The following is a 20025-nucleotide window of genomic DNA, read 5'->3' on the forward strand; positions in this document are numbered from 1 at the left end:
TATTTAATTCATAAAAAAAATCACTTGTTAGAAGTGATTTTCTCTTAATTACTGGGCGTCTTTGTCGTCACTGTCACCCTTGAGGCCTTTGACAAAACCTTTGGCAGCATCAACAGCGTCATGTGCCGTATCACGTACTTTTTGCACATCATCTTTTGCTTGACCTTTTAGTGACTGGGTCTTTCCTTCAACTTCACGCTCTTTATCACCTGTCAACCGACCTTCAAGTTCTTTTGCTTTACCAATCAATTTATCAGTAGCGTTTTGTAATTTGTTGTCTTCTGCCATGCTTTTTCTCCTTTATTGACAATACTTTAGCTAATCTTCATCAAACCATAGCGCAATTTCACGCTCGGCAGCTTCAACTGAGTCAGAACCATGGACAATGTTCATCATCGCTTCAACATCCCATTCACGACCCAAATCACAACGAATCGTTCCCGGTGCGGCCTTTGTTGGGTTAGTCGTTCCCATCAGCGTGCGCCAACCAGCGACGATGTTCGTGCCTTCACTCACCATTGCAATAACCGGTCCAGAGGTCATATAGCGTAACAAAGATGGATAAAATGACTTGCCAACATGTTCGGCATAATGTTGTGCTAACAACGTTTCATCTGGCAATACCATTTTCATTTTGGTAATATGGTAACCTTTATTCTCAATTCGCCGAATAATTTCGCCGATTTTAGCGCGTTTCACACCATCTGGTTTAATCATCATAAATGTTCGTTCAGTCATCGTGAGCTCCTTTGATTAGCTTGTACTTCTATTTTACCTAATAAAGAAAGCGGTTACAAGTTAATGCTTTCGGGCAGTTCGCTTGACATCTTCTGGGCGATATGTCATTGCCATGCCTTTCAACAAATTACGCAAGTAACGATCACCAGCGACCTTGTAATTACGGTGGTCTGGTCGTCGTAATATGGCACTTAATTCACTTTTAGAAATAGTAATGCCAGCTGTCTTCATAAAGCTCATTAAATCATCGCTAGTGTAACCCATTGCAATTTTCAGTTTTTTAATGACCACATTATTAATACGATCATCATTGGTCATATCAAATGTCGGTGGAATTGGCTTCAAATCAGCACCAGTTTTATGACCGCGCTGCGAAATGATTAAACCATTCATAAAAGATTCCAACATTATGATTGAAACTTTTTCATCTCGCTTAGCTTCTGGTGTCTGTTTAGTTAACAAATCATGTAATTGTTGCTCATCAATTGTGACACCGCCCAAATCAAAAATCGTGATCATATCAGCATTTTTGATATTAAGTGCGTACCGCAATCGAATAATAATATCGTTGTTATTCATTATTTCTCCAAATTAGTAGGGATGATTATCATATTCTTCCCAAGCCTCATGCGCGTCTTGAATGCGCTTAAACATTTTTTCCATTTCATTTAATGTGAAACTTGTCAATACTGGACGTCCGTGCGGGCAATTATAAGGGTTCTCTGTCTGCGTCAATGATTGCAAAAGTGTACGTGCCTGCAAATCACTCAGATGCATATTGGCCCGAATTGAACGTTTGCAACTCATCATAATGGCTGTTCGTTCACGAAATTCTGCAACGGTTAAATGACCATCCCTTAAAATCCAGTCTACCATCTCTTTAATCGTATCTTCTTCTTGACCTTTGACAAACCACGTTGGATGTTCACGAATAATCACTGTTGTCGCCCCAAAAGGTTCTAGATGTAATCCAACCTGTTCTAAATCGGCTTCATGATCAGCAATTTTCAACATATCTGCTGCCGAATATGTAATCGTAATTGGTACTAACAAACGTTGCTTATCCTGCCCCACAAGCCCAATTTCTTCTCGATAATATTCATATTTAACACGCTCTTGAGCAGCATGTTGATCAATAAGATACAACCCTTCACTACTTTGAGCAAATAGAAATGTACCGTGCATTTGTCCAATATAATCTAATTCTGGAAATCCACTTTGGTTTTTGGGCGCGACATCTAGGATTTGTTGGTCAGCAATCATTTTGGCATGATAATTCGGTATCTCTTCGGCAACCTGATTGACTGGTTGTTCATCGTCAAAGGCCGATATCGCGTCTTCATGTTGATACTTATTAGCAAAAGACTTTACTGCTGAATCAGCTAATTGACCTTTATCCGTTAGCGACACAACCGCGTCTTCATCTATTGTTGTTGGTGCAACTACTGGTGGCTTTTCACTTGACGTCCACGGTGCTAATTGTTTAGCTTTGGGCGCCGGCTGATGAGTCTCTTGGGGTTTACCATACAAATTTTCATAGGCATCGGGAATTAAATTTTCATCGGCCAGTCGATCTTTAATCGTTTTGATGATTAAATCAGCCAGTTCGGTCTCTTTTGATAATCGTACTTCGGATTTTTGCGGGTGAACGTTAACATCGATTAATAACGGACTAGTACTAACATTAACCACACCCATTGGAAAACGACCAACCATTAATTTAGAACCGTAGCCGCGAATCACAGCGTTTGAAACAGCAAAATTTTTAATGAATCGACCATTTATTAAAATGGTTAAATAATCTCGTGAGCCTCGTGTCAATTCTGGTAGTGAAATGAAGCCAATCACGTTGAAATCATCATCTTCACCACTGATTTCTATCATTTTTTGCGCAACATCACGACCATAAATAGCAGCAACCACCTGTTGCTGGTTACCATTGCCAGTCGTTTGCAATAAATTCCGACCATCAGCTGTCACAGTGAACGCAATATTGGCATAAGACAAGGCAATACGATTCATAATATCTGCAATCCGCGACATTTCTGTTTGCGGGCGCTTGAGATATTTTAAACGAGCTGGTGTGTTGTAAAATAAATCTCTAACCGTTACCACAGTTCCTCGACGACCATTAGCGGGTGTCGCTGATACTTGCTTCCCGCCCTTGATATGATACATCAGACCAGTGTTTGAAGTCGCAGTGGTTGTATTCAATGTAACGTCTGCAATTGCAGCAATTGATGGTAAGGCTTCACCTCGAAATCCCAAAGACATAATATTAAATAAATCATGGCGATCATTAATTTTGCTCGTTGCATGTCTGGTAAATGCCAACGGCACATCTTCAGGGTCAATGCCATCACCGTTATCAACGACGCGAATCATTGATTCACCAGCATCTGCCACTAAAATTTCAATTTGAGTGGCACCCGCATCTATGGCATTTTCAACCAGCTCTTTGACAACACTAGCTGGTCTCTCAATCACTTCACCCGCTGCAATTTGGTTGGCTAAAAGATTAGATAATTCATGTATTCGTGCCATTATTTATGACCTCAATTTCTTCAAATCTGCTAACAAATTCAATGCGTCTAGTGGCGTCACTGTGGCAATTGTAATCTGATCTAATTTTGCTAACAACTTTTCAGTGTTCTGATCTACCGCGTCCACATTAAATAGTGCCACCTGTTGACTCGTGGGTTCTTCAATTGCTTGTTTAGTTTTACCTTCTTGCTCCAAATCAGCCAAAATGTTGGTCGCATTTGCAATCAATGTTTCGGGTAACCCAGCCAAAGCTGCCACGTGAATTCCGTAGGATTTGTCGGCTGGTCCTGCTTGAATTTGATGTAGAAAATGAAGATTACCTGTTTCATCTTCAACCGCACCAACATGAACATTATCAATGCTTTCGTGTTGATTTGCTAATGCTGTTAGTTCATGATAATGAGTAGAAAAAAGCGTCTTGGCATGGACATGAGCATCCAAATATTCAATAATTGCTTGCGCAAGTGCCATACCATCATAAGTAGCAGTTCCACGACCTAACTCGTCAAATAAAATCAAGGAATGTGCAGTGGCTTCTTGCAACGCCAAATTTGCTTCTGCCATTTCCACCATGAATGTTGATTGCCCCATTGCCATATCATCGTTGGCCCCAATTCGGGTAAAGATTTGATCAAACACCGGCAATATCGCGCTATCTGCGGGTACGAAACTCCCCATTTGTGCTAACATCACAATTAACGCTAATTCTCTCATGTACGTTGATTTTCCGGCCATATTTGGTCCTGTAATTAACTGCATACTGGTATCTTGATCCAGAAAAACATCGTTAGCAACAAATTCACCAGTAGCTAATAACGATTCGACGACAGGATGACGGCCTTGTTTGATATCAATGATATTGTTATTCGTAAACGTCGGCCGCACAAAACGATGACTATCCGCCACATCTGCTAAGCTTGCTAATACATCTAAACGCGCTACGTGTCGCGCTAAGGTCTGAAGGCGATTGATGTTAGCCTTGACCCGTTCTCGTACCGTGACAAACAACTCGTATTCGCGCTCCGTTCGCTTGAGCTGAGCCTCATTAATCAGGCTTTCATGTTCTTTTAATTCAGGTGTGACAAAGCGTTCTGCATTTGTCAATGTTTGCCGCCGTTCGTAGCGCCCTTCAGGTAGCTTGGCAACGTTGGCTCGCGACACTTCAATGAAGAAACCAAAATTTTTATTGTATTTCACTTTTAGTGTGTTAATACCCGTTGCAGCACGTTCATCAGTTTCTAACTGTGCTAACCATTGTTGGTTTTCTGTTAAAACACGACGATATTCATCAATCTTCTGGTCAAAGCCTGTGTTAATCAGATCACCCTCGCGAACACTAACTGGCGGATCATCAACGATCGCTTCATCAATTAACCCTGCTAAGTCAGCCATTGCATCTAATTCACCACCGGCTGCGCTCAAAATACGATCACCCTCAGCCAAAACTGATTTCATCCCCGGAATAGCAGATAACGATCGCTTCAACTGCACCAATTCACGGGGATTCATTGTTCCCATTGCCGCACGTGCCGCCAACCGTTCCAAATCATAAACTGATTTTAAATGGTCTTGTAGTGCACCACGAACAAAAAAGGCAGATTGAAAGGCCGCAACAACATCTAATCGATGGTTAATGTCATCAACATCACGCAATGGCTTCAGTAACCATTGTTTTAACAATCGCCCGCCCATTGCCGTTTTGGTTTCATCAATCAACCCTAATAGTGAGCCAGATTTTTTATGTGTTCGAGAATTTTCGACTAAATCAAGATTAGTACGTGTGTCTTGATTGAATTTAAGGTAAGCAAGACGCTCGTAACTTTCAGCCGGAACAATGTGTTCGAGATTACGACGTTGTGTATCAAATAAGTAGTTCAACAAAAGTGCTGTAACGCTTGCCTCACTTGCATTGGCTAATCCCTGAGTTAAAAAGCTCACAGTAGCATTCGCTTCAGCCGATTCTTGAGTTGATACTACCAACCCTTCTTCACCTAATTGATTAGCCAGCTGTAAGGTGATTGTTTGTTCATCATTTTTTAACAGCACCACTTCTTTAACTTCAAGAGAACGTAATTCATCAATTACATCACTAAAACGCTTAATCGTTGTTACTTTTAATTCACCAGTTGATAAATCAATATAGCTGAGACTGAAGCGTTTGTCATCTGGCAAAATTGCTGCTAAATAATTATTTTGCTTGTCATTTCCAGCACCTCCAAGCATTTTAGTACCGGGTGTTATCAGTTGGACAACATCACGTTTTACCATGCCTTGTGCAACCGCTGGGTCTTCCATTTGCTCAACAATAGCAACTTTATAGCCTTGGTCTACTAAAATATCAATATAATTTTGTGCGGCATGATGGGGAATGCCAGCCATCGGCACTGGATTTTCAGCATTTTTATTACGTGCCGTCAATGTTAATTCTAATAATTTTGCACCTAAAATGGCATCATCTTCAAACAACTCGTAAAAATCTCCCAAACGATAAAACACGAACGCGTCGGGATATTGCTTTTTGATTTCGTGATACTGTACCATCATTGGTGTGTCAGCGGTTTTGCCCATAATCAATGCCTCTTTTCATACTTATCATTTTACCATACGCTATTTTACAACTTGCTAATAAAAACGTTCACATACACCAAATGATGTCACGTGAACGATTAACCTATCTTGCCAAATTATGATTTTTCACCGCGCTTAAAGACAGTAACACTCTCAATATGCGTGGTCTGTGGAAATTGGTCGAGTGGTTGAATGTCACCATCAATCACGTAACCATTTGCTAAAATTTCGACAGCATCACGCGCCAACGTAGCTGGATTGCAACTGATGTAAACAAACGTTTCAGGTGCCATGGTACTAACTGCTTCAATCAACTCAGAAGTTAGCCCTTTTCGTGGTGGATCAACAAACACAACGTTGGGTTTTAATCCCTCATCTGCCCACTTCTCCATTTGCTCTGGTGCATCGGCTAACACAAACTCAACATTATCAATGTGATTATTATGTGCATTCTTTTCTGCGTCAGCAACAGCACCTTCAATCACTTCAACACCATAAACTTTTTTCACCTGATCAGCAACTGACAAAGTAATGGTTCCAATACCAGAGTAAGCATCAACTACTGTATCTGTGGGTTTCAATCCAGCTTTTTTTGCAGCTAATGTATAAAGTACAGATGTTGTCTGTGGGTTCACTTGATAAAATGAATTTGGTCCAATCACAAAATCTTTACCCATTAACTGATCGTGAATATCATCCGCGCCCCAGATTGTTTCATTCCAATCACCCATAATCACATTAGTATCATGGTTATTAATATTGTGAATAAAACTCTTTAGTTCTGGTAACTTTGCTCGTAATTTGTCGGCAATTTCTTCGGCTTCAGGCAAACGTTTGGTATTAGTAACAATAACGACCATCAATTCGTGTGAGTAATAACCACGGCGAGCCATAATGTGCCGGACGACACCTTTTTTGGTATGTTCATCATAAGCAGACAAATTGTAGTCTCGCAAAATATCTCGTGTGACACGAACTGCTTCATCAACTTTTGGATCTTGGATATAAAAATTGTCGACTGGTACAAGCTTATGTGACCCTCGACGATAAAATCCGGTTGTCAGTTGACCATTAATCATTTGCACCGGAACCTGCGCCTTATTACGATAAGCCGTAGGATTGGTCATTCCAATGGTTGGTGCAACAGTAACTGGTACGTTAACCTTTTTGAATAATTGTTCAATTTGATGTTGTTTAAACTTAAGTTGCGCGTCATATTTTAAATTGGCTAATGGTGCAATCCCTGTGGTAATCGCAACTTGATCAACATCGGACATGCGATCAGGTGAGATAGTCACACGTTTGGTAACACGTCCAAATGCATAACTTTTTAAAACTTTTGTAATGATAACACGAACAATTTCACCAGGAATTGCGTCAACAACAAAAATTGGAAAATTATCAATTTTGATGACACCCATTCCTTGATAGGTGATATCAATCACTTCCGCTTCAACTTCTTGGTTCTTACTAACTGGTGCTTTTGTTGGATAAACTCGATTAGCTTTCGCCATGATAATAACTACTTTCTCGCGTCTTTTGATACGCACTTAAATAAAAATTGCAACAGGAACACGTTTGCTAAATAATCAATTTTCTAATTTTTCTGCAGCTTCAACAAACTTGCGTTTAGCATCACTAACAACTGTCTCAGACATGCCTGAACGATTAGCCACAAACTCGATATGTTGCTGCAAATCAGTAAATACCATTGGTGCATCGCCACCATATTCACCATCAATATTGACCTTCATTTGTGCATTATTTAATGGCAAAATTTCAACTTTATTGGTCTTTTTATAAATCAAATTTGGGTTGTTAATATGCTTGCCACCATTGATCATTTGGGCAACCATTTGTAGTATTTGTCCCAAATTGGACTCTTTAATAATGAGTAATGTGAACCGACCATCGTCGAGTTGTGCATCAGGTACAATTGATTCAAATCCACCGACCGAATTGGTTAATGCCAAAAAAATCATGGAAATACTACCAGAATATTCACCGTCGTCATATTGAACCGTCGCATTGACCGGCTTGATGCGAGTCAACAATTCTGCACCTTTGACCAAATAAGCAAGATAACCATACAAAGACTTCATCAATGATGGCACTGCATAAGTCACTTCACTAATGGTCCCCAATGCGGCAATATTCATGAAATATTTGGTTTTGTCATCTTTATCAATTTGACCAATATCCATTTTAATGGTCTCATTTTGTAAAATCACCTTGGCGGCTTCTAGAGGTTCGTCACGAGGTAATTTTAAAGCACGTGCATAATCATTAGTTGTTCCCGCTGGAATGACAGCCATCATAGGGCGTTCCTTCAAAGGTGACAATCCATTAACAACCTCGTTAATCGTGCCGTCACCACCAGCTGCAACAATTAAATCAAAACCTTCTTCGGCAGCCCGCTTAGCTTCTTTAGCAGCACTCATTGGCTCAGGTGTTGTCGCAAAAGCAGATGTTTCGTAACCAGCCTTTTCGTAGACAGATAAAATATCAAGCATTTCACGTTTAATTGCTTCTCGACCAGAAGTTGGATTATAGATAATTCTTGCTCGTTTCATAGTTAAGCATGTTAACTGACATAGTAACGTCAGTCGCATGTTTCCTTTCTGAGAAATATATGTACATGAAGCAATGAATTTGCTTCACTAAATTAACAATTGGTTTAGCGTTTGTTTAACTCTGCTAACAACAATTTGTTCAAAACACTAGGGTTTGCTTGACCTTTTGACATTTTCATCAATTGACCAATCAAATAACCAGTAGCACGATCTTTTCCACCCTTAAAGTCTTCAATTGATTGTGGATTGTTATCCAATACTTCAGTAATCCACGCTAGCAATACATCGGGGTCGCTAAGCTGCACGAGGCCATGTGCTTTTGCGAACGTTTCAGGTTCCTCCCCTGTCATAATTGCTTCAAAAACTTGTTTAGCTTGTTTGGTTGAAATTGTACCATCTTCAATCAATTTCACCATGCCTGCCAAATGTTCAGGCGTCAGCTCTGTATCTTGCAATTCTACTTGGTGTTTGTTCATATACGCATTGACATCACCAATCAAATAATTTGCTGCACGCTTAGGATCGGCACCGGCAGCAATTGTATCATCGTAAAAATTAGCCATTGCTAGTGTCTGTGTCAATACTTCAGCATCATATGGTTCGATACCAAGGTCGTTAACGTAATGATTACGACGATCCCCAGCTGATTTAGGTAGACTCGCTGCAACTTCATCAATCCATGTTTGATCGATAACAACTGGTGACAAATCAGGTTCTGGAAAATAACGGTAATCATCAGCGCCTTCTTTGACACGCATTAAAATCGTTGACTTCGTAGGTTCATCGTAGCGTCGTGTTTCTTGACGAATTTCACCACCAGCGCGAAGTACTTCAGCTTGACGTTTTTCTTCAAATATCAACGCGTTGCGAACATAGTTAAACGAGTTGATATTTTTCATTTCAACCTTGGTTCCGAAAGTATCTGATCCGTATGGTCGAATTGAGATATTGACATCAGCACGCATTTGCCCTTCTTGCATTTTGGCTTCAGACACCCCTGTGAACAAAACGGCTTGACGTAATTGTTCAAGGTAAGCATATGCCTCTTCTGGTGAGGCAATGTCCGGTTCAGACACAATTTCAATCAACGGTGTGCCTTGACGATTCAAATCGACATACGAATAACCGTCGCTACCGTGCGTGTTTTTACCAGCATCTTCTTCAACGTGCATTTCTTTAATACGAACACGTTTCACTGTACCATCTTCCAATGTCACATCCAAATAGCCATTCGTACCAATTGGCGTTTGTGATTGTGTTGTCTGATAGGCCTTAGGATTATCAGGGTAAAAATAGTTCTTACGGTCCCAACGAATAAAGGGTGAAACAGTTGCGTGCAAAGCCAATGCCACGCGCATTCCATATTCAAGTGCGCCTTTATTGGCGACCGGTAAAACGCCGGGATAACCAAAATCAATCACATTTGTATTTTCGTTAGGCTCGTCGCCATAATGCACCGGCGAAGGTGACAACAGCTTAGAGTTTGTTTGCATTTCAACGTGGACTTCAAGTCCAATTGTTGTTTCAAAATTTCCAGTTCCCATTTGTGTGCCCCTCCTTTTTAATACTTTTTTGCAATGTCTGGATGCTGAGCAAACAAGTGGCTTGCTTGCTCGTAAGCATATCCTGTTTGGTAAACAGTCTCTTCGTCAAACGGCTTACCAATGATTTGCAAACCAACTGGGAGTCCATCAACAAAACCTGCATTAACTGACAATCCTGGTAATCCTGCCAAATTAACCGGAATTGTTAACACATCTGCCAAATACATAGCTGTTGGATCATCGACTTCTTCACCCAATCCATAGGCAACAGTGGGCGCAGTTGGTCCAACGATAACATCATATTTTTCAAAGACTTTGTTAAAGTCTTCAATTAATAACGTTCTAATCTTGGCAGCTTTTTTGAAGAAGGCGTCATAAGCACCAGCTGACAGAGAGAAAGTTCCTAACATGATACGGCGCTTCACCTCGTCCCCAAATCCTTCTGAACGTGTTTTAACATATAAATCTTCCAAATTTTTGACATCATCAGCTCGGAAACCATAACGTACACCATCATAGCGCTGTAAGTTAGACGAAGCTTCTGAAGACATAATAATATAATAGGCTGCAACACCATATTTTGTGTGTGGCAGGCTGACTTCATCCACCGTAGCACCTAAAACTTCCAATTGAGCGATGGCAGCTTTAACTTGCTTTGCCACTTTAGGATCAATACCTTCTCCAAAATATTCTTTTGGTACAGCAATTTTCAAGCCCTTAACATCACCCGTTAATTTCGCCGAAAAGTCAGGTACTTCACGTTGAGATGCTGTTGAATCGTGCGCATCAAAACCAGCAATTGCACTCAAAACAGTAGCATTGTCCTTAACCGTCCGTGTGAAAGGACCAATTTGGTCCAACGATGATGCCATTGCAAACAATCCCCAACGTGATACACGACCATAAGTTGGTTTCATGCCAACAATACCATTAAAGGCAGCTGGCTGGCGAATTGAACCACCAGTGTCAGAGCCTAAAGCAAATGGTACTTGTCCACCCGCAACAGCAGATGCAGAACCACCTGATGAACCACCAGGCACCTTACTGTGGTCCCATGCGTTCGTCGTTTTTTTGTAATAAGAAGTTTCTGTTGAGCCACCCATCGCAAACTCATCCATATTGGTTTTACCAACTGAAACCGCACCACTATTGGATAACTTTTCAACCACTGTGGCATTATAGATTGGTCTAAAGCCTTCTAAAATATGTGAAGCGCCCGTTGTTTGAATGCCTTTTGTAGCTAAGTTATCTTTTAGCCCAACTGGAATGCCGGTCAACACATTGTCAAAATTACCTTTTTCGTCAATTAATTTTGCTTGTGCTAACGCCTCATCAGGGTTAGTTGAAATAAACGCTTGTAATTGTTCGTCCGTGTTGGCAATATTGTCAATCGTGGCTTCAGTCAGTTCCGTTGCCGTGATTTCTTTATTAACCAACTGATCATGCAATGATGCTAAATCATGCTCAAAATAATTAAATGTCATATTTACTCACCCTCACCATCTAGAATTGCTGGAACTTTAATTAATCCAGCTGCTGCCAAAGGCGCATTATCCAATAGTTCTTGCTTTTGTCCCCAATTATCTGCGACATCATCTCGCAAATGATTGACTGTCTCGGTTACAGAATAAGTTGGATCGACATTATCCGTATCAACTTCGCTCAAGGTATCAAAAATATTTAAAATGTCACTCAATTGTGTTGTAAATTGATCTAGTTCTGCGTCGTTAAACGCTAATTTTGCTAGACCGGCAACATGAGCAACTTCGTCACGTGTTATTGTTGTTTCAGCCATGTGTGAGATAGTTCCTTCCAAATTTATATACTGTATTATTTTACCACACTCTATCAGGTCATTGCCCTTGCATTTCAAGACATTTCATGTATAATTGAATACGTTGTATAAACAACACGACCAAATACTTTGTTTGACGTCTCACCGTCGTTTTACACAGTTTTTGGTGACATTTTAGAAAGGTGGATATGATTATGGCCCTTACACAAGAACGTAAGAACGAAATCATTAAGGAATATGCCCGCCACGAAGGCGATACAGGTTCAGCAGAAGTACAAATCGCAGTTTTGACTGCTGATATTAACGAGTTGAACGTACACATGGCAGCTCACAAACATGATTTCCACTCACAACGTGGTTTGATGAAGAAAATTGGTAGCCGTCGTAACTTATTACGTTACCTCCGCAATACTGATATTCAACGTTATCGTGAATTAATCCAACGCTTAGGCTTGCGTCGTTAATCTTCGGATTACTTGAAAGCCTCGTATCAAATTTAAGGAGAAAAGACATATGCCTGTTATTGAATCAGCAATTCAACGTGTTCGTCTTACGAAAAAGCAACATGATCGTAACGAACCCCAAATCAGTGCTTACCGTACAGCTGTTAAAAAGTTTGAAAAAGCTTCAGTTGCCGGAGCAGATAATTTGGCAGAACTATATAAGGCTGCTTCTTCAGCAATTGATCACGCCTACTCAAAAGGTTTGATTAAGAAGAACAAGGCTTCACGTGAAAAGTCACGTCTAGCTAAGTACGTTAAGTAATTAACAACCAGTCAAAAAAGACATGACATTGAATAATGTCATGTCTTTTTTACTTTGGTTAACGTGCATCCCCACGCTTTTTATTGGCTTTGCGTGTTGCACGCATTTCCTGACGTTGTGCAATACGCCGATCCATTTGATCTTGACGCTTGATTGCATTTTTAATACGTCTTTTATAACCAGGCTTAACTACTTTTTTCTTTTTCTTAACCATACCAACCAGAGTTGGATCTAATTTCTTTGTGGTTGCAACACGTTGCGTACGGGCACGACGGTCTTTCACGTCAACAATTTCATTGTCTTTAATTTGTTTTGCTTTAAAGTCGATGCCAAGTGACTCCAACTCCGCTACTTCATCTTCTTCATCTGGACCATATAATGTGATTGCCAAACCAGGCAACCCATTTCGACCAGTACGACCAACGCGATGGACGAAAAATTCTAGTTCATCTGGAATATCATCATTAATGACATGCGACACACCTTCGATATCAATGCCACGAGCTGCCAAATCAGTAGCTACAACATACTGATACTCTAAATTTTGAATGGCTTTCATTACACGGCGACGTTCACGTGGTTCGATATCACCATGAATTTCAGCTATTTTCAAACCGTGTCCACGCAAATAACTTGCAATTTCCTTTGCGCGCTCTTTCGTGTTTGCAAACACTAATGCCAAATATGGATTACCTACCGTGAGAACTTGTAACAATACATCATTTTTATCTTTTGATTTTGTCGCTAATAACCAATTATCTATTGTATCAGCAATTACTGTCGAAACCGGAATAGCTTCAAAATGTGGATTGTCGAGATACTTTTTTAAAAATGGTTTTAGTTTTTCTGGCATTGTCGCACTAAAAACGAGTGTTTGCAATGATTCTGGCATTGCACCCGCAATATAATCAACCTCACTCAAAAAACCCATATCAAGCGTCATGTCTGCTTCATCGACAACTAAAGTATGAACCGCGTGTAACTTTAATGCACCTGATTCAACCAAATCTTTAATACGGCCGGGTGTCCCAATCACAATTTGTGGCTGTTGATGTTCTAAATGCTTAATTTGCCGTTGTTTATCAGTACCACCCACAAATTCAGAAATGGTAATATCCGGATCAAACTGTTCAGCAAATATTTTTGTTGCTTGTGTAATTTGAGCTGCTAATTCACGCGAAGGTGTCGTAATCACAGCTTGAACATATTTTTGTTTCTGTTCCAATGCGTTGAGAATTGGAATCAAAAATGTATGTGTTTTACCAGAACCTGTTTGTGATTGTCCAACAACATCACGTCCTTGCAACACGTCAGGTATTAACTTTGCCTGAACTGGCGTTGGTTCGTAAAACCCAATCGCACTTAATGCTGTAATAATTTCGGGTTTTAAATTAAATTGTCCAAATTGGTTTGCTTTTTCAGCCATCAATCTTCCTTTTCTACACCATATTTTTCTATAAGCGCATTATCTAAAATTTTTACTAATCGCGTAATATCATTTTTATCCTGAGCCCATGCACCAGAGGCCATTGGATGTCCACCACCATCAAATTGATTAGCGATTTGATTAATTACAATCGTTTTTGATCTTAAACGTACTCGGAAATTGCCTTCATCTTGTTCCTCAAAAATTGCCCAAGCCCTCACGCGGTCAATTTTTGAAGGTAGTGGTACGACAAAAGCTGTTCCTGACTCTTGCAAATTAAATTTTTTAACCAATTCTTTAGTCATGACAATATAAGCAAAACCTGAAGGCAAAATGGTCAAATTTTGTAACACATAACCAGACAACTTTGCCGCATTTTCGGAAATCGTCTCCATGTGATGATGAACAGTCTCATAGTCAAAATGATATTTAAATAACTCGGATACAACGCGGAACGTTTCAGAATCCATGCCGTACATAAAGCGACCAGTATCACCAACAATGCCAATATATAATAATCTGGCCGCTTCTTTTGTCATTACAAGTCCTTGGTCCTTTAGCAACTCGTAGAACTCATAAATCATCGTGCTTGTAGCAGAATGACCTTCCTTAACCCATTGCCAATCACCATACTGATCATCATTTGGATGATGATCAATTTTGATAATTTCCAAACCATTGGGCCAACGTTGATCATCAACACGCGGCGCATTTGCTGTATCCGTAACAATCACCAAAGCTTTATTATAAGCGGCATCAGGAATTGTATCCATAAAAGGCTCAGTTTCACTCATCCAAGCCAATCCTGGCACAGATTTTCCAACAGCATATATCTTTTTTTCAGGAAAACTGGCTTGTAATATAGCTTTCAGGCCTAATTGTGAACCAAAGGCATCGGGATCTGGTCGTTGATGCCGATGAATAATAATGGTTTCGTAACGTTTAATTTGTTCTAATATTTGCTCTTCAATACTTGCCATGTCTATTCTTTCTCAAATACTATTTCCTACAATTGTATCATTAAAATAGCGACATTTCCTCAAAAGTCGCAGATTGTAAATTACTCATTGAAACCCCCAGCAATCGAACTGAAAAGTCGGGACCAATATTGTCGTCAAACATTGTTTGTGCAGCCATGACAAGTGTTGCTTCATTCAGTGTCCAAGGATCATCTTGCGTAATGGCACGTGTTATCGTGTTAAACTGCTCATCTCTAATTTTGATATTCAAAGTACGGCCAACAATTTTTTGACGATTCATGCTCATAACTAAGCTATTTACTAACCTTTTAAATTCAATTTGAACGGCATTAGTTTCACGCAATGCACGGTCAAAAGTTTCTTCTTTACCAACCGATTGTCGCTGTCTTTGCCATTCAACTGCACCAAAATGCACGCCGCGTGCCTGCCAATATAAATGTTCGCCCATTTTACCAAATTCAGTTTTGAGTTCTTCGCGTGACATCTGACGTAACTCCAAACCATTTGTAATGCCTAATTTGTCGAACTTCTCTTTCGTTTTTCTACCAACGCCACGGAAAGCACTTATGGATAAACAGTCTAAAAATTGCAATTGATTTTCATGATTAATCACGGTGACACCATTAGGTTTATTGTATTCTGACCCTAATTTAGCTAATAACTTATTATGAGAAACTCCAATAGAACTTGTTAAATGTGTTTCTTTTAAGATCTGGTGCCTTATTTCAGCAGCCAAAGTTGCACCGCTTAAAACATTTGCCGTTACATCCAAATAAGCTTCATCAAAGGCAACAGGTTCAACCTTATTGGTAAAACGACGAAAGATGTCATGGATTTGTGCGGAAACGACTTTATATTTTGTAAAATTTGGTGAGAGGAATATACCATTGGGCGCTAAACGCTTGGCTTCAAAAGCACTCATTGCAGAGTGGATTCCCAATTGGCGTGCAGCATAGTTGGCAGTAGCAACAACACCATGCCCGTTATTTTGAGTCGGATCTCTTGCAATGATTAAGGGTTTTGAACGCAATTCTGGCTGATCTCTCATTTCAATTTGTGCATAGAATGCATCCAAATCAACATGCAATATTTTGCGTTTATCAATTGTTGTCAAGAACTCTACCATGACTATATTTTATCATGGGAACGCTTGTTCTTGCAGCTTATTTAGTACAATCTTTATGCTTAGTTCAACACAAAACGTTCAAACAAAATTTCTGGGTCTTGTTGTGTCGATTTCAAGAGTCTTTCCATATTTAGCATACCTAAATAACCCGAGCGTATATTTGTTAATTGGTGATTTTTTAAGATTTGCTTTGCTAATTTAACACGGTAAGGGTGTACTTTGAGTTGTGAGGCAATCGTTGCCTCATTGCCAGACAAACCAGCGACCTGCAATAATAATCGAAATTGACCAATTAATACAGCGTTGATACGTAAAGGTATTTCATTATTTTGTAACAGCTCCCGATATATTGTAACCGCTGCTTTTTGTTGATTTTTTATGACTGCCTCGACTAATGTAAAAGCCGTTGCAGTTAACGTATTTGGCACAAGACTGCTAACCGCCTGTAAATCTATTTTTTTAGTCTTATTGGCATACGCTATTAGCTTAGGTAATTCATTTTGCATATCAGAATAATGGGCATTGGTTCGCATGACAAGTTCATTAAGTGCATCTGGCATAATTTGATAATCACGCTGAGTTAATTCAGCCACGACTGCTTGTTTTGATTGCCGCTCATCTAGGACAGGTAATTCAACCAATTCAGACGTTTTCAGTAATGATTTTGTTATTTTTTTTCGTTTATCCAACTTAATGTTATTTGCAAAAAAAACAACAATGTTCTCCGACAAAGGCTTCTCAAGGAGTTGCAATAATAGGTCACTGTCATGATCAGATATTTTTCCTGTTGCTGTTAAAAACAATGGTTTACTCACAATAATAACACGACGTTCACCAAAAAAAGGCGCCGACATCGCGTCATTGATAACCATATCGAGTGGTTGATCAGATAAATCAAATTGTGAATAATTCATATCGCGATCTTCAGGTACTACCAATTGTTTAAAAGCAAAAGCCGTCCTGCGTAACAGAATTTCTTCTTCTCCTGTGACAACATAGAAATTTGCCATAGCGTTATTGTCAATTTGTTGTTGCAGCTGCTTAAAATTCATGCGGTAATTTCACCTTAAAATATCCTTTTTCACCTTTATAAATATACTTAATCATACCATGTATTTGGGTATTAAAAACTGACATTTGGTTTTTTTGCAATGTATCTAACGTTTCCTGATGTGGGTGATGATAACGATTATTTCTACCAGCAGAAATAATGCCAATGCTTGGTTGCCATTTGGAAAATGTTATTGGATCGGTCGCTGTTTTGGAACCATGATGTCCTAGTTTTATCAAATCAACCTTCATTTCAGGATGTCTTTCTGCAAGTAATCGCTCACCTGCCCTGTCCAAATCTCCCGCAGTTAGAACGCTCATACCACCTAAAACGCCGTATAGTGCAACTGAATCTTCATTAGCAGCTTGTCCTGCTGTTAGAGGATGATATATTTTCAACGGCAAATCATTAACTTGATTATTTTCAGTAACCTCAATCACCTCTGCTTTTTTTAGATATGGCAAAATTTGGGTTTTAAAACTTTGCTGCGATTGCATACCTGCGGGCATCAAAACTTTTTTGACATGCATGAGACGTAAAATGTCTTTAGCATCACCAATGTGGTCTTGATCGTGATGTGTTAATACTAAATGATCAATCGTATTAATTCCTAAGCTATGCAGATAATTAACAATAACAGTTTCTCCTTTTGTTCTTTCATATTGCTTGATTTGCCAAGATTGTTTCGAACCAAATGTCACCTGACCCCCAGTATCAATAATCGTCACCGTATGGTTAAATGGTGTTCGAATTAAAGCTGCGTCACCTTGACCGATATCAAACGTCGTAAATTCACCCGTGAACGGTCTCCTGATGCTAACAATCGTCAATATTAATAATAGCAGCCACAATATTCGCACATACGAAACAATTATTTTCTCTCGACAAAACATGCAAAAGCCTAACACAACTAATAATGTTGCGATCCATTCTGGCATTTTTCCAATGACAATATTACCAGGTAAAATTGCCAGCCAATCAATCAACATTGCAAAAAAATGAATTATTGCATTGGCACTATCTACAATTATTGAGAAACTCTGTCCAAAATATCCTAACATGACTAATGGTACAATAATGGTTCCAAAAACAGGAATAGCCAAAATGTTAACAACTGTTTGCAATATATGCCAAGTAAATTGTTGCTGAATAATCAAAGGAAAACTAACGATGCTCATCAAAAGATTAGTTTGCCAAAAAGATAATTTTTTTGCAAAAGCTAAACAAAAAGTGAGCAAAAACGAAAGTTGTCCGCCCAAAGTTAATAATATTTGCGGTGAAAAAATCAAACTAATTAATAAACTAATCGCCCAAATATCATACGATTTAAATTTACTATGATGAATTTTTTGCCATAATATTAGTTCACCAGCAACAATGGCGCGTATCAAAACAGATGGCTCGCCAGCAAAAATAAAATAAATAATTAAAATGCCTGACAAGGAAACAATCGTAACTTCTTGTGGAATCCATAACCGCTTTGCTAAACCTATGATCATCATAATTAAAAATGATACATGAAACCCAGAAACACTAAATAGATGAATTAATCCCAATGTCTGTACACCAGGGTTATCATCATATAATGCTTGTGGAGTCACGCCTAAAATCAATGCCTGTGAATATTCACGAAGTGGCTTGGGCAACAAATCAGTGTTATGTATTGCCCGACTGTGCCAAGAGTGAAGCTGATATCGTATACAACTGAATATATCAGGTGATACTATTTTTTCAACCTGCCAAGACGTCACACTAAATTGGTGTGTGATGTTTTTTGTTGCATAGAATTGTTGCGAATCAAATTGATTAAAATTCGTTGCTGAGCGAATACGTGTAAGGTCACCTGTCGCGTTAAACTTAAAAACATTATCACGCTTGAGCCACTCGCACTTAATTTGTTGAGTAGGAAGTGTCCAATACAACTTAACGATAATACCACTATCTAAAGTAGCAATCGCACTTAAGCCATCACCGTCAATGCTAACATTATCCGGTAATATCATACCTGTTAATTGCACGTTTTTTTGGTCGACTATTGCTGCTTGCTTTTTCAAATCTGTAACATCACTGAAAAAGTAAATCATAAAAGGCAGTATCAAAATAATGCCTATCAGAAAAAAACGTACATGACGTTGCCACAATATTATAATCAAAATACCAAAAAACAATGACCAACTTGCCAAACATGGTCGATAGATAACCCCAGATAGAGCCGCCACTATCAGCGAGAATAATAATAGCTTCGCATTTTTCATTAAATCGCCAGCTGATCTTTAATAGCTTCAAAACGCTTTACACCAATACCAGAAATTGATTTAAGCTCTTCAATCGATTTAAACCCACCATGTTCCTGACGATAATCAAGAATCTGATCAGCCTTCTTTTCGCCAATTCCTTCTAAGTTTTGAAGTTCTTCTTTAGTTGCAGTGTTAAGATTAATAGCTATTTTAGTTTGACCTGAACTCAAAGCCTCAGTACCATAGTTTGTCGGCACTTGCTCTCCTTTAACAGGTACATACAAAACCTGCCCATCAGTCAATCTTTGTGCCAAATTAACCTGGTTCATATCTGCTTCTGCCCGCTGACCACCAGCCTTCAAAATAGCAGTTTGTACCCTTTCCGATGTGTCTACCTGATAAACACCTGGTTTATTAACCGCACCTTTGACATCTACCATAATAACTGCTGATGTTTGTTTGCTCGTCGATTTTTCTCGACTCTCAGAGTGCAGAATTGACTGAGATGTCTGAGTGCTAGGAATGCTCTGAATTCCCTTTTCAGACTGTTCATGCCGTGGCCACAGTAAATAAACTGCTCCTATCATAATAATAAGAATGGCCGCACCTATTTGTTTAACAAGTGTGCTTTTTCCCTTAATCAAGTCGAATATATCTAACATTTTTCACCTCGTACTT

At 39.3% G+C, this 20025-nt stretch carries 18 protein-coding genes; 2 read left to right on the forward strand and 16 right to left on the reverse strand.

Annotated features, from left to right (window positions below; translation table 11 throughout):
* Nucleotides 1-48: 48 nt before the first annotated feature.
* The 10 genes from ACI3ES_RS07760 to gatC form a co-directional block, all read right to left on the reverse strand.
* Nucleotides 49-288, reverse strand: coding sequence for a CsbD family protein (locus ACI3ES_RS07760; protein ID WP_004910520.1), 240 nt, complete (start codon nt 286-288; stop codon nt 49-51).
* A 30-nt stretch (nt 289-318) separates the two neighbouring features.
* Complete coding sequence (gene ndk, locus ACI3ES_RS07765; RefSeq protein ID WP_407631962.1) at nt 319-738, reverse strand: nucleoside-diphosphate kinase; 420 nt, start codon at nt 736-738, stop codon at nt 319-321.
* Nucleotides 739-798: 60 nt separating this feature from the next.
* Nucleotides 799-1317 (reverse strand): DUF1456 family protein, encoded by a 519-nt coding sequence (locus ACI3ES_RS07770; RefSeq protein ID WP_114667074.1) that lies wholly within the window; start codon nt 1315-1317, stop codon nt 799-801.
* A gap of 12 nt (nt 1318-1329) precedes the next feature.
* Nucleotides 1330-3282: a DNA mismatch repair endonuclease MutL gene (gene mutL, locus ACI3ES_RS07775; RefSeq protein ID WP_114667075.1), complete on the reverse strand. Its 1953-nt coding sequence runs from the start codon at nt 3280-3282 to the stop codon at nt 1330-1332.
* A gap of 3 nt (nt 3283-3285) precedes the next feature.
* Nucleotides 3286-5850, reverse strand: a complete 2565-nt coding sequence (gene mutS, locus ACI3ES_RS07780) for a DNA mismatch repair protein MutS (protein WP_407631963.1) — start codon at nt 5848-5850, stop codon at nt 3286-3288.
* Nucleotides 5851-5966: 116 nt separating this feature from the next.
* Nucleotides 5967-7364: a 23S rRNA (uracil(1939)-C(5))-methyltransferase RlmD gene (gene rlmD / locus ACI3ES_RS07785; protein WP_114667077.1), complete on the reverse strand. Its 1398-nt coding sequence runs from the start codon at nt 7362-7364 to the stop codon at nt 5967-5969.
* 75 nt (nt 7365-7439) lie between these two features.
* Nucleotides 7440-8423 carry a diacylglycerol kinase family lipid kinase gene (locus tag ACI3ES_RS07790; protein WP_114667078.1) on the reverse strand — a complete coding sequence of 328 codons (984 nt, stop codon included), beginning with the start codon at nt 8421-8423 and terminating at the stop codon, nt 7440-7442.
* A 104-nt stretch (nt 8424-8527) separates the two neighbouring features.
* Nucleotides 8528-9967, reverse strand: coding sequence for an Asp-tRNA(Asn)/Glu-tRNA(Gln) amidotransferase subunit GatB (gene gatB, locus ACI3ES_RS07795; protein WP_036067968.1), 1440 nt, complete (start codon nt 9965-9967; stop codon nt 8528-8530).
* 17 nt (nt 9968-9984) lie between these two features.
* Nucleotides 9985-11451 carry an Asp-tRNA(Asn)/Glu-tRNA(Gln) amidotransferase subunit GatA gene (gatA, locus tag ACI3ES_RS07800; RefSeq protein WP_114667079.1) on the reverse strand — a complete coding sequence of 489 codons (1467 nt, stop codon included), beginning with the start codon at nt 11449-11451 and terminating at the stop codon, nt 9985-9987.
* A 2-nt stretch (nt 11452-11453) separates the two neighbouring features.
* Nucleotides 11454-11762, reverse strand: coding sequence for an Asp-tRNA(Asn)/Glu-tRNA(Gln) amidotransferase subunit GatC (gene gatC, locus ACI3ES_RS07805; RefSeq protein ID WP_080519115.1), 309 nt, complete (start codon nt 11760-11762; stop codon nt 11454-11456).
* 194 nt (nt 11763-11956) lie between these two features.
* Between gatC and rpsO the strand changes: the two genes are divergently transcribed.
* Nucleotides 11957-12226 (forward strand): 30S ribosomal protein S15, encoded by a 270-nt coding sequence (gene rpsO, locus ACI3ES_RS07810; protein ID WP_004902545.1) that lies wholly within the window; start codon nt 11957-11959, stop codon nt 12224-12226.
* A 49-nt stretch (nt 12227-12275) separates the two neighbouring features.
* On the forward strand, nt 12276-12527 hold the full coding sequence (gene rpsT, locus ACI3ES_RS07815; protein WP_004910538.1) for a 30S ribosomal protein S20: 252 nt from the start codon (nt 12276-12278) through the stop codon (nt 12525-12527).
* 58 nt (nt 12528-12585) lie between these two features.
* Here the strand turns inward: rpsT and ACI3ES_RS07820 are convergent, their stop codons facing one another.
* The 6 genes from ACI3ES_RS07820 to ACI3ES_RS07845 are packed head-to-tail and all read right to left on the reverse strand — an operon-like array spanning nt 12586 to nt 20009.
* Nucleotides 12586-13953, reverse strand: a complete 1368-nt coding sequence (locus ACI3ES_RS07820; protein WP_114667080.1) for a DEAD/DEAH box helicase — start codon at nt 13951-13953, stop codon at nt 12586-12588.
* Entirely contained in the window at nt 13953-14933 is a 981-nt protein-coding gene (locus ACI3ES_RS07825; protein ID WP_114667081.1) for a bifunctional oligoribonuclease/PAP phosphatase NrnA, read from the reverse strand. Before ACI3ES_RS07825 ends, ACI3ES_RS07820 begins: the two co-directional genes overlap by 1 nt.
* 40 nt (nt 14934-14973) lie before the next feature.
* A complete protein-coding gene (dinB, locus tag ACI3ES_RS07830; RefSeq protein WP_114667082.1) occupies nt 14974-16059 on the reverse strand; it encodes a DNA polymerase IV in 1086 nt (361 codons plus the stop codon).
* Between the two features lie 59 nt (nt 16060-16118).
* Entirely contained in the window at nt 16119-17111 is a 993-nt protein-coding gene (gene holA, locus ACI3ES_RS07835) for a DNA polymerase III subunit delta (RefSeq protein WP_114667083.1), read from the reverse strand.
* Nucleotides 17101-19365, reverse strand: coding sequence for a DNA internalization-related competence protein ComEC/Rec2 (locus ACI3ES_RS07840; RefSeq protein WP_114667084.1), 2265 nt, complete (start codon nt 19363-19365; stop codon nt 17101-17103). The genes holA and ACI3ES_RS07840 overlap by 11 nt, the downstream gene beginning before the upstream one ends.
* Nucleotides 19365-20009, reverse strand: coding sequence for a helix-hairpin-helix domain-containing protein (locus ACI3ES_RS07845; protein WP_114667085.1), 645 nt, complete (start codon nt 20007-20009; stop codon nt 19365-19367). The genes ACI3ES_RS07840 and ACI3ES_RS07845 overlap by 1 nt, the downstream gene beginning before the upstream one ends.
* Nucleotides 20010-20025 lie beyond the last annotated feature (16 nt).

It is taken from the genome of Leuconostoc falkenbergense (assembly GCF_045801155.1).
Lineage (GTDB): Bacteria > Bacillota > Bacilli > Lactobacillales > Lactobacillaceae > Leuconostoc > Leuconostoc falkenbergense.

Excerpts from the sequence above, each read along its gene's own strand:
- ACI3ES_RS07760 (WP_004910520.1), bottom strand. The coding sequence starts at position 288 with ATGGCAGAAGACAACAAATTACAAAACGCTACTGATAAATTGATTGGT.
- ndk (WP_407631962.1), bottom strand. The coding sequence starts at position 738 with ATGACTGAACGAACATTTATGATGATTAAACCAGATGGTGTGAAACGC.
- ACI3ES_RS07770 (WP_114667074.1), bottom strand. The coding sequence starts at position 1,317 with ATGAATAACAACGATATTATTATTCGATTGCGGTACGCACTTAATATC.
- mutL (WP_114667075.1), bottom strand. The coding sequence starts at position 3,282 with ATGGCACGAATACATGAATTATCTAATCTTTTAGCCAACCAAATTGCA.
- mutS (WP_407631963.1), bottom strand. The coding sequence starts at position 5,850 with ATGGGCAAAACCGCTGACACACCAATGATGGTACAGTATCACGAAATC.
- rlmD (WP_114667077.1), bottom strand. The coding sequence starts at position 7,364 with ATGGCGAAAGCTAATCGAGTTTATCCAACAAAAGCACCAGTTAGTAAG.
- ACI3ES_RS07790 (WP_114667078.1), bottom strand. The coding sequence starts at position 8,423 with ATGAAACGAGCAAGAATTATCTATAATCCAACTTCTGGTCGAGAAGCA.
- gatB (WP_036067968.1), bottom strand. The coding sequence starts at position 9,967 with ATGGGAACTGGAAATTTTGAAACAACAATTGGACTTGAAGTCCACGTT.
- gatA (WP_114667079.1), bottom strand. The coding sequence starts at position 11,451 with ATGACATTTAATTATTTTGAGCATGATTTAGCATCATTGCATGATCAG.
- gatC (WP_080519115.1), bottom strand. The coding sequence starts at position 11,762 with ATGGCTGAAACAACAATAACACGTGACGAAGTTGCTCATGTTGCCGGT.
- rpsO (WP_004902545.1), top strand. The coding sequence starts at position 11,957 with ATGGCCCTTACACAAGAACGTAAGAACGAAATCATTAAGGAATATGCC.
- rpsT (WP_004910538.1), top strand. The coding sequence starts at position 12,276 with ATGCCTGTTATTGAATCAGCAATTCAACGTGTTCGTCTTACGAAAAAG.
- ACI3ES_RS07820 (WP_114667080.1), bottom strand. The coding sequence starts at position 13,953 with ATGGCTGAAAAAGCAAACCAATTTGGACAATTTAATTTAAAACCCGAA.
- ACI3ES_RS07825 (WP_114667081.1), bottom strand. The coding sequence starts at position 14,933 with ATGGCAAGTATTGAAGAGCAAATATTAGAACAAATTAAACGTTACGAA.
- dinB (WP_114667082.1), bottom strand. The coding sequence starts at position 16,059 with ATGGTAGAGTTCTTGACAACAATTGATAAACGCAAAATATTGCATGTT.
- holA (WP_114667083.1), bottom strand. The coding sequence starts at position 17,111 with ATGAATTTTAAGCAGCTGCAACAACAAATTGACAATAACGCTATGGCA.
- ACI3ES_RS07840 (WP_114667084.1), bottom strand. The coding sequence starts at position 19,365 with ATGAAAAATGCGAAGCTATTATTATTCTCGCTGATAGTGGCGGCTCTA.
- ACI3ES_RS07845 (WP_114667085.1), bottom strand. The coding sequence starts at position 20,009 with ATGTTAGATATATTCGACTTGATTAAGGGAAAAAGCACACTTGTTAAA.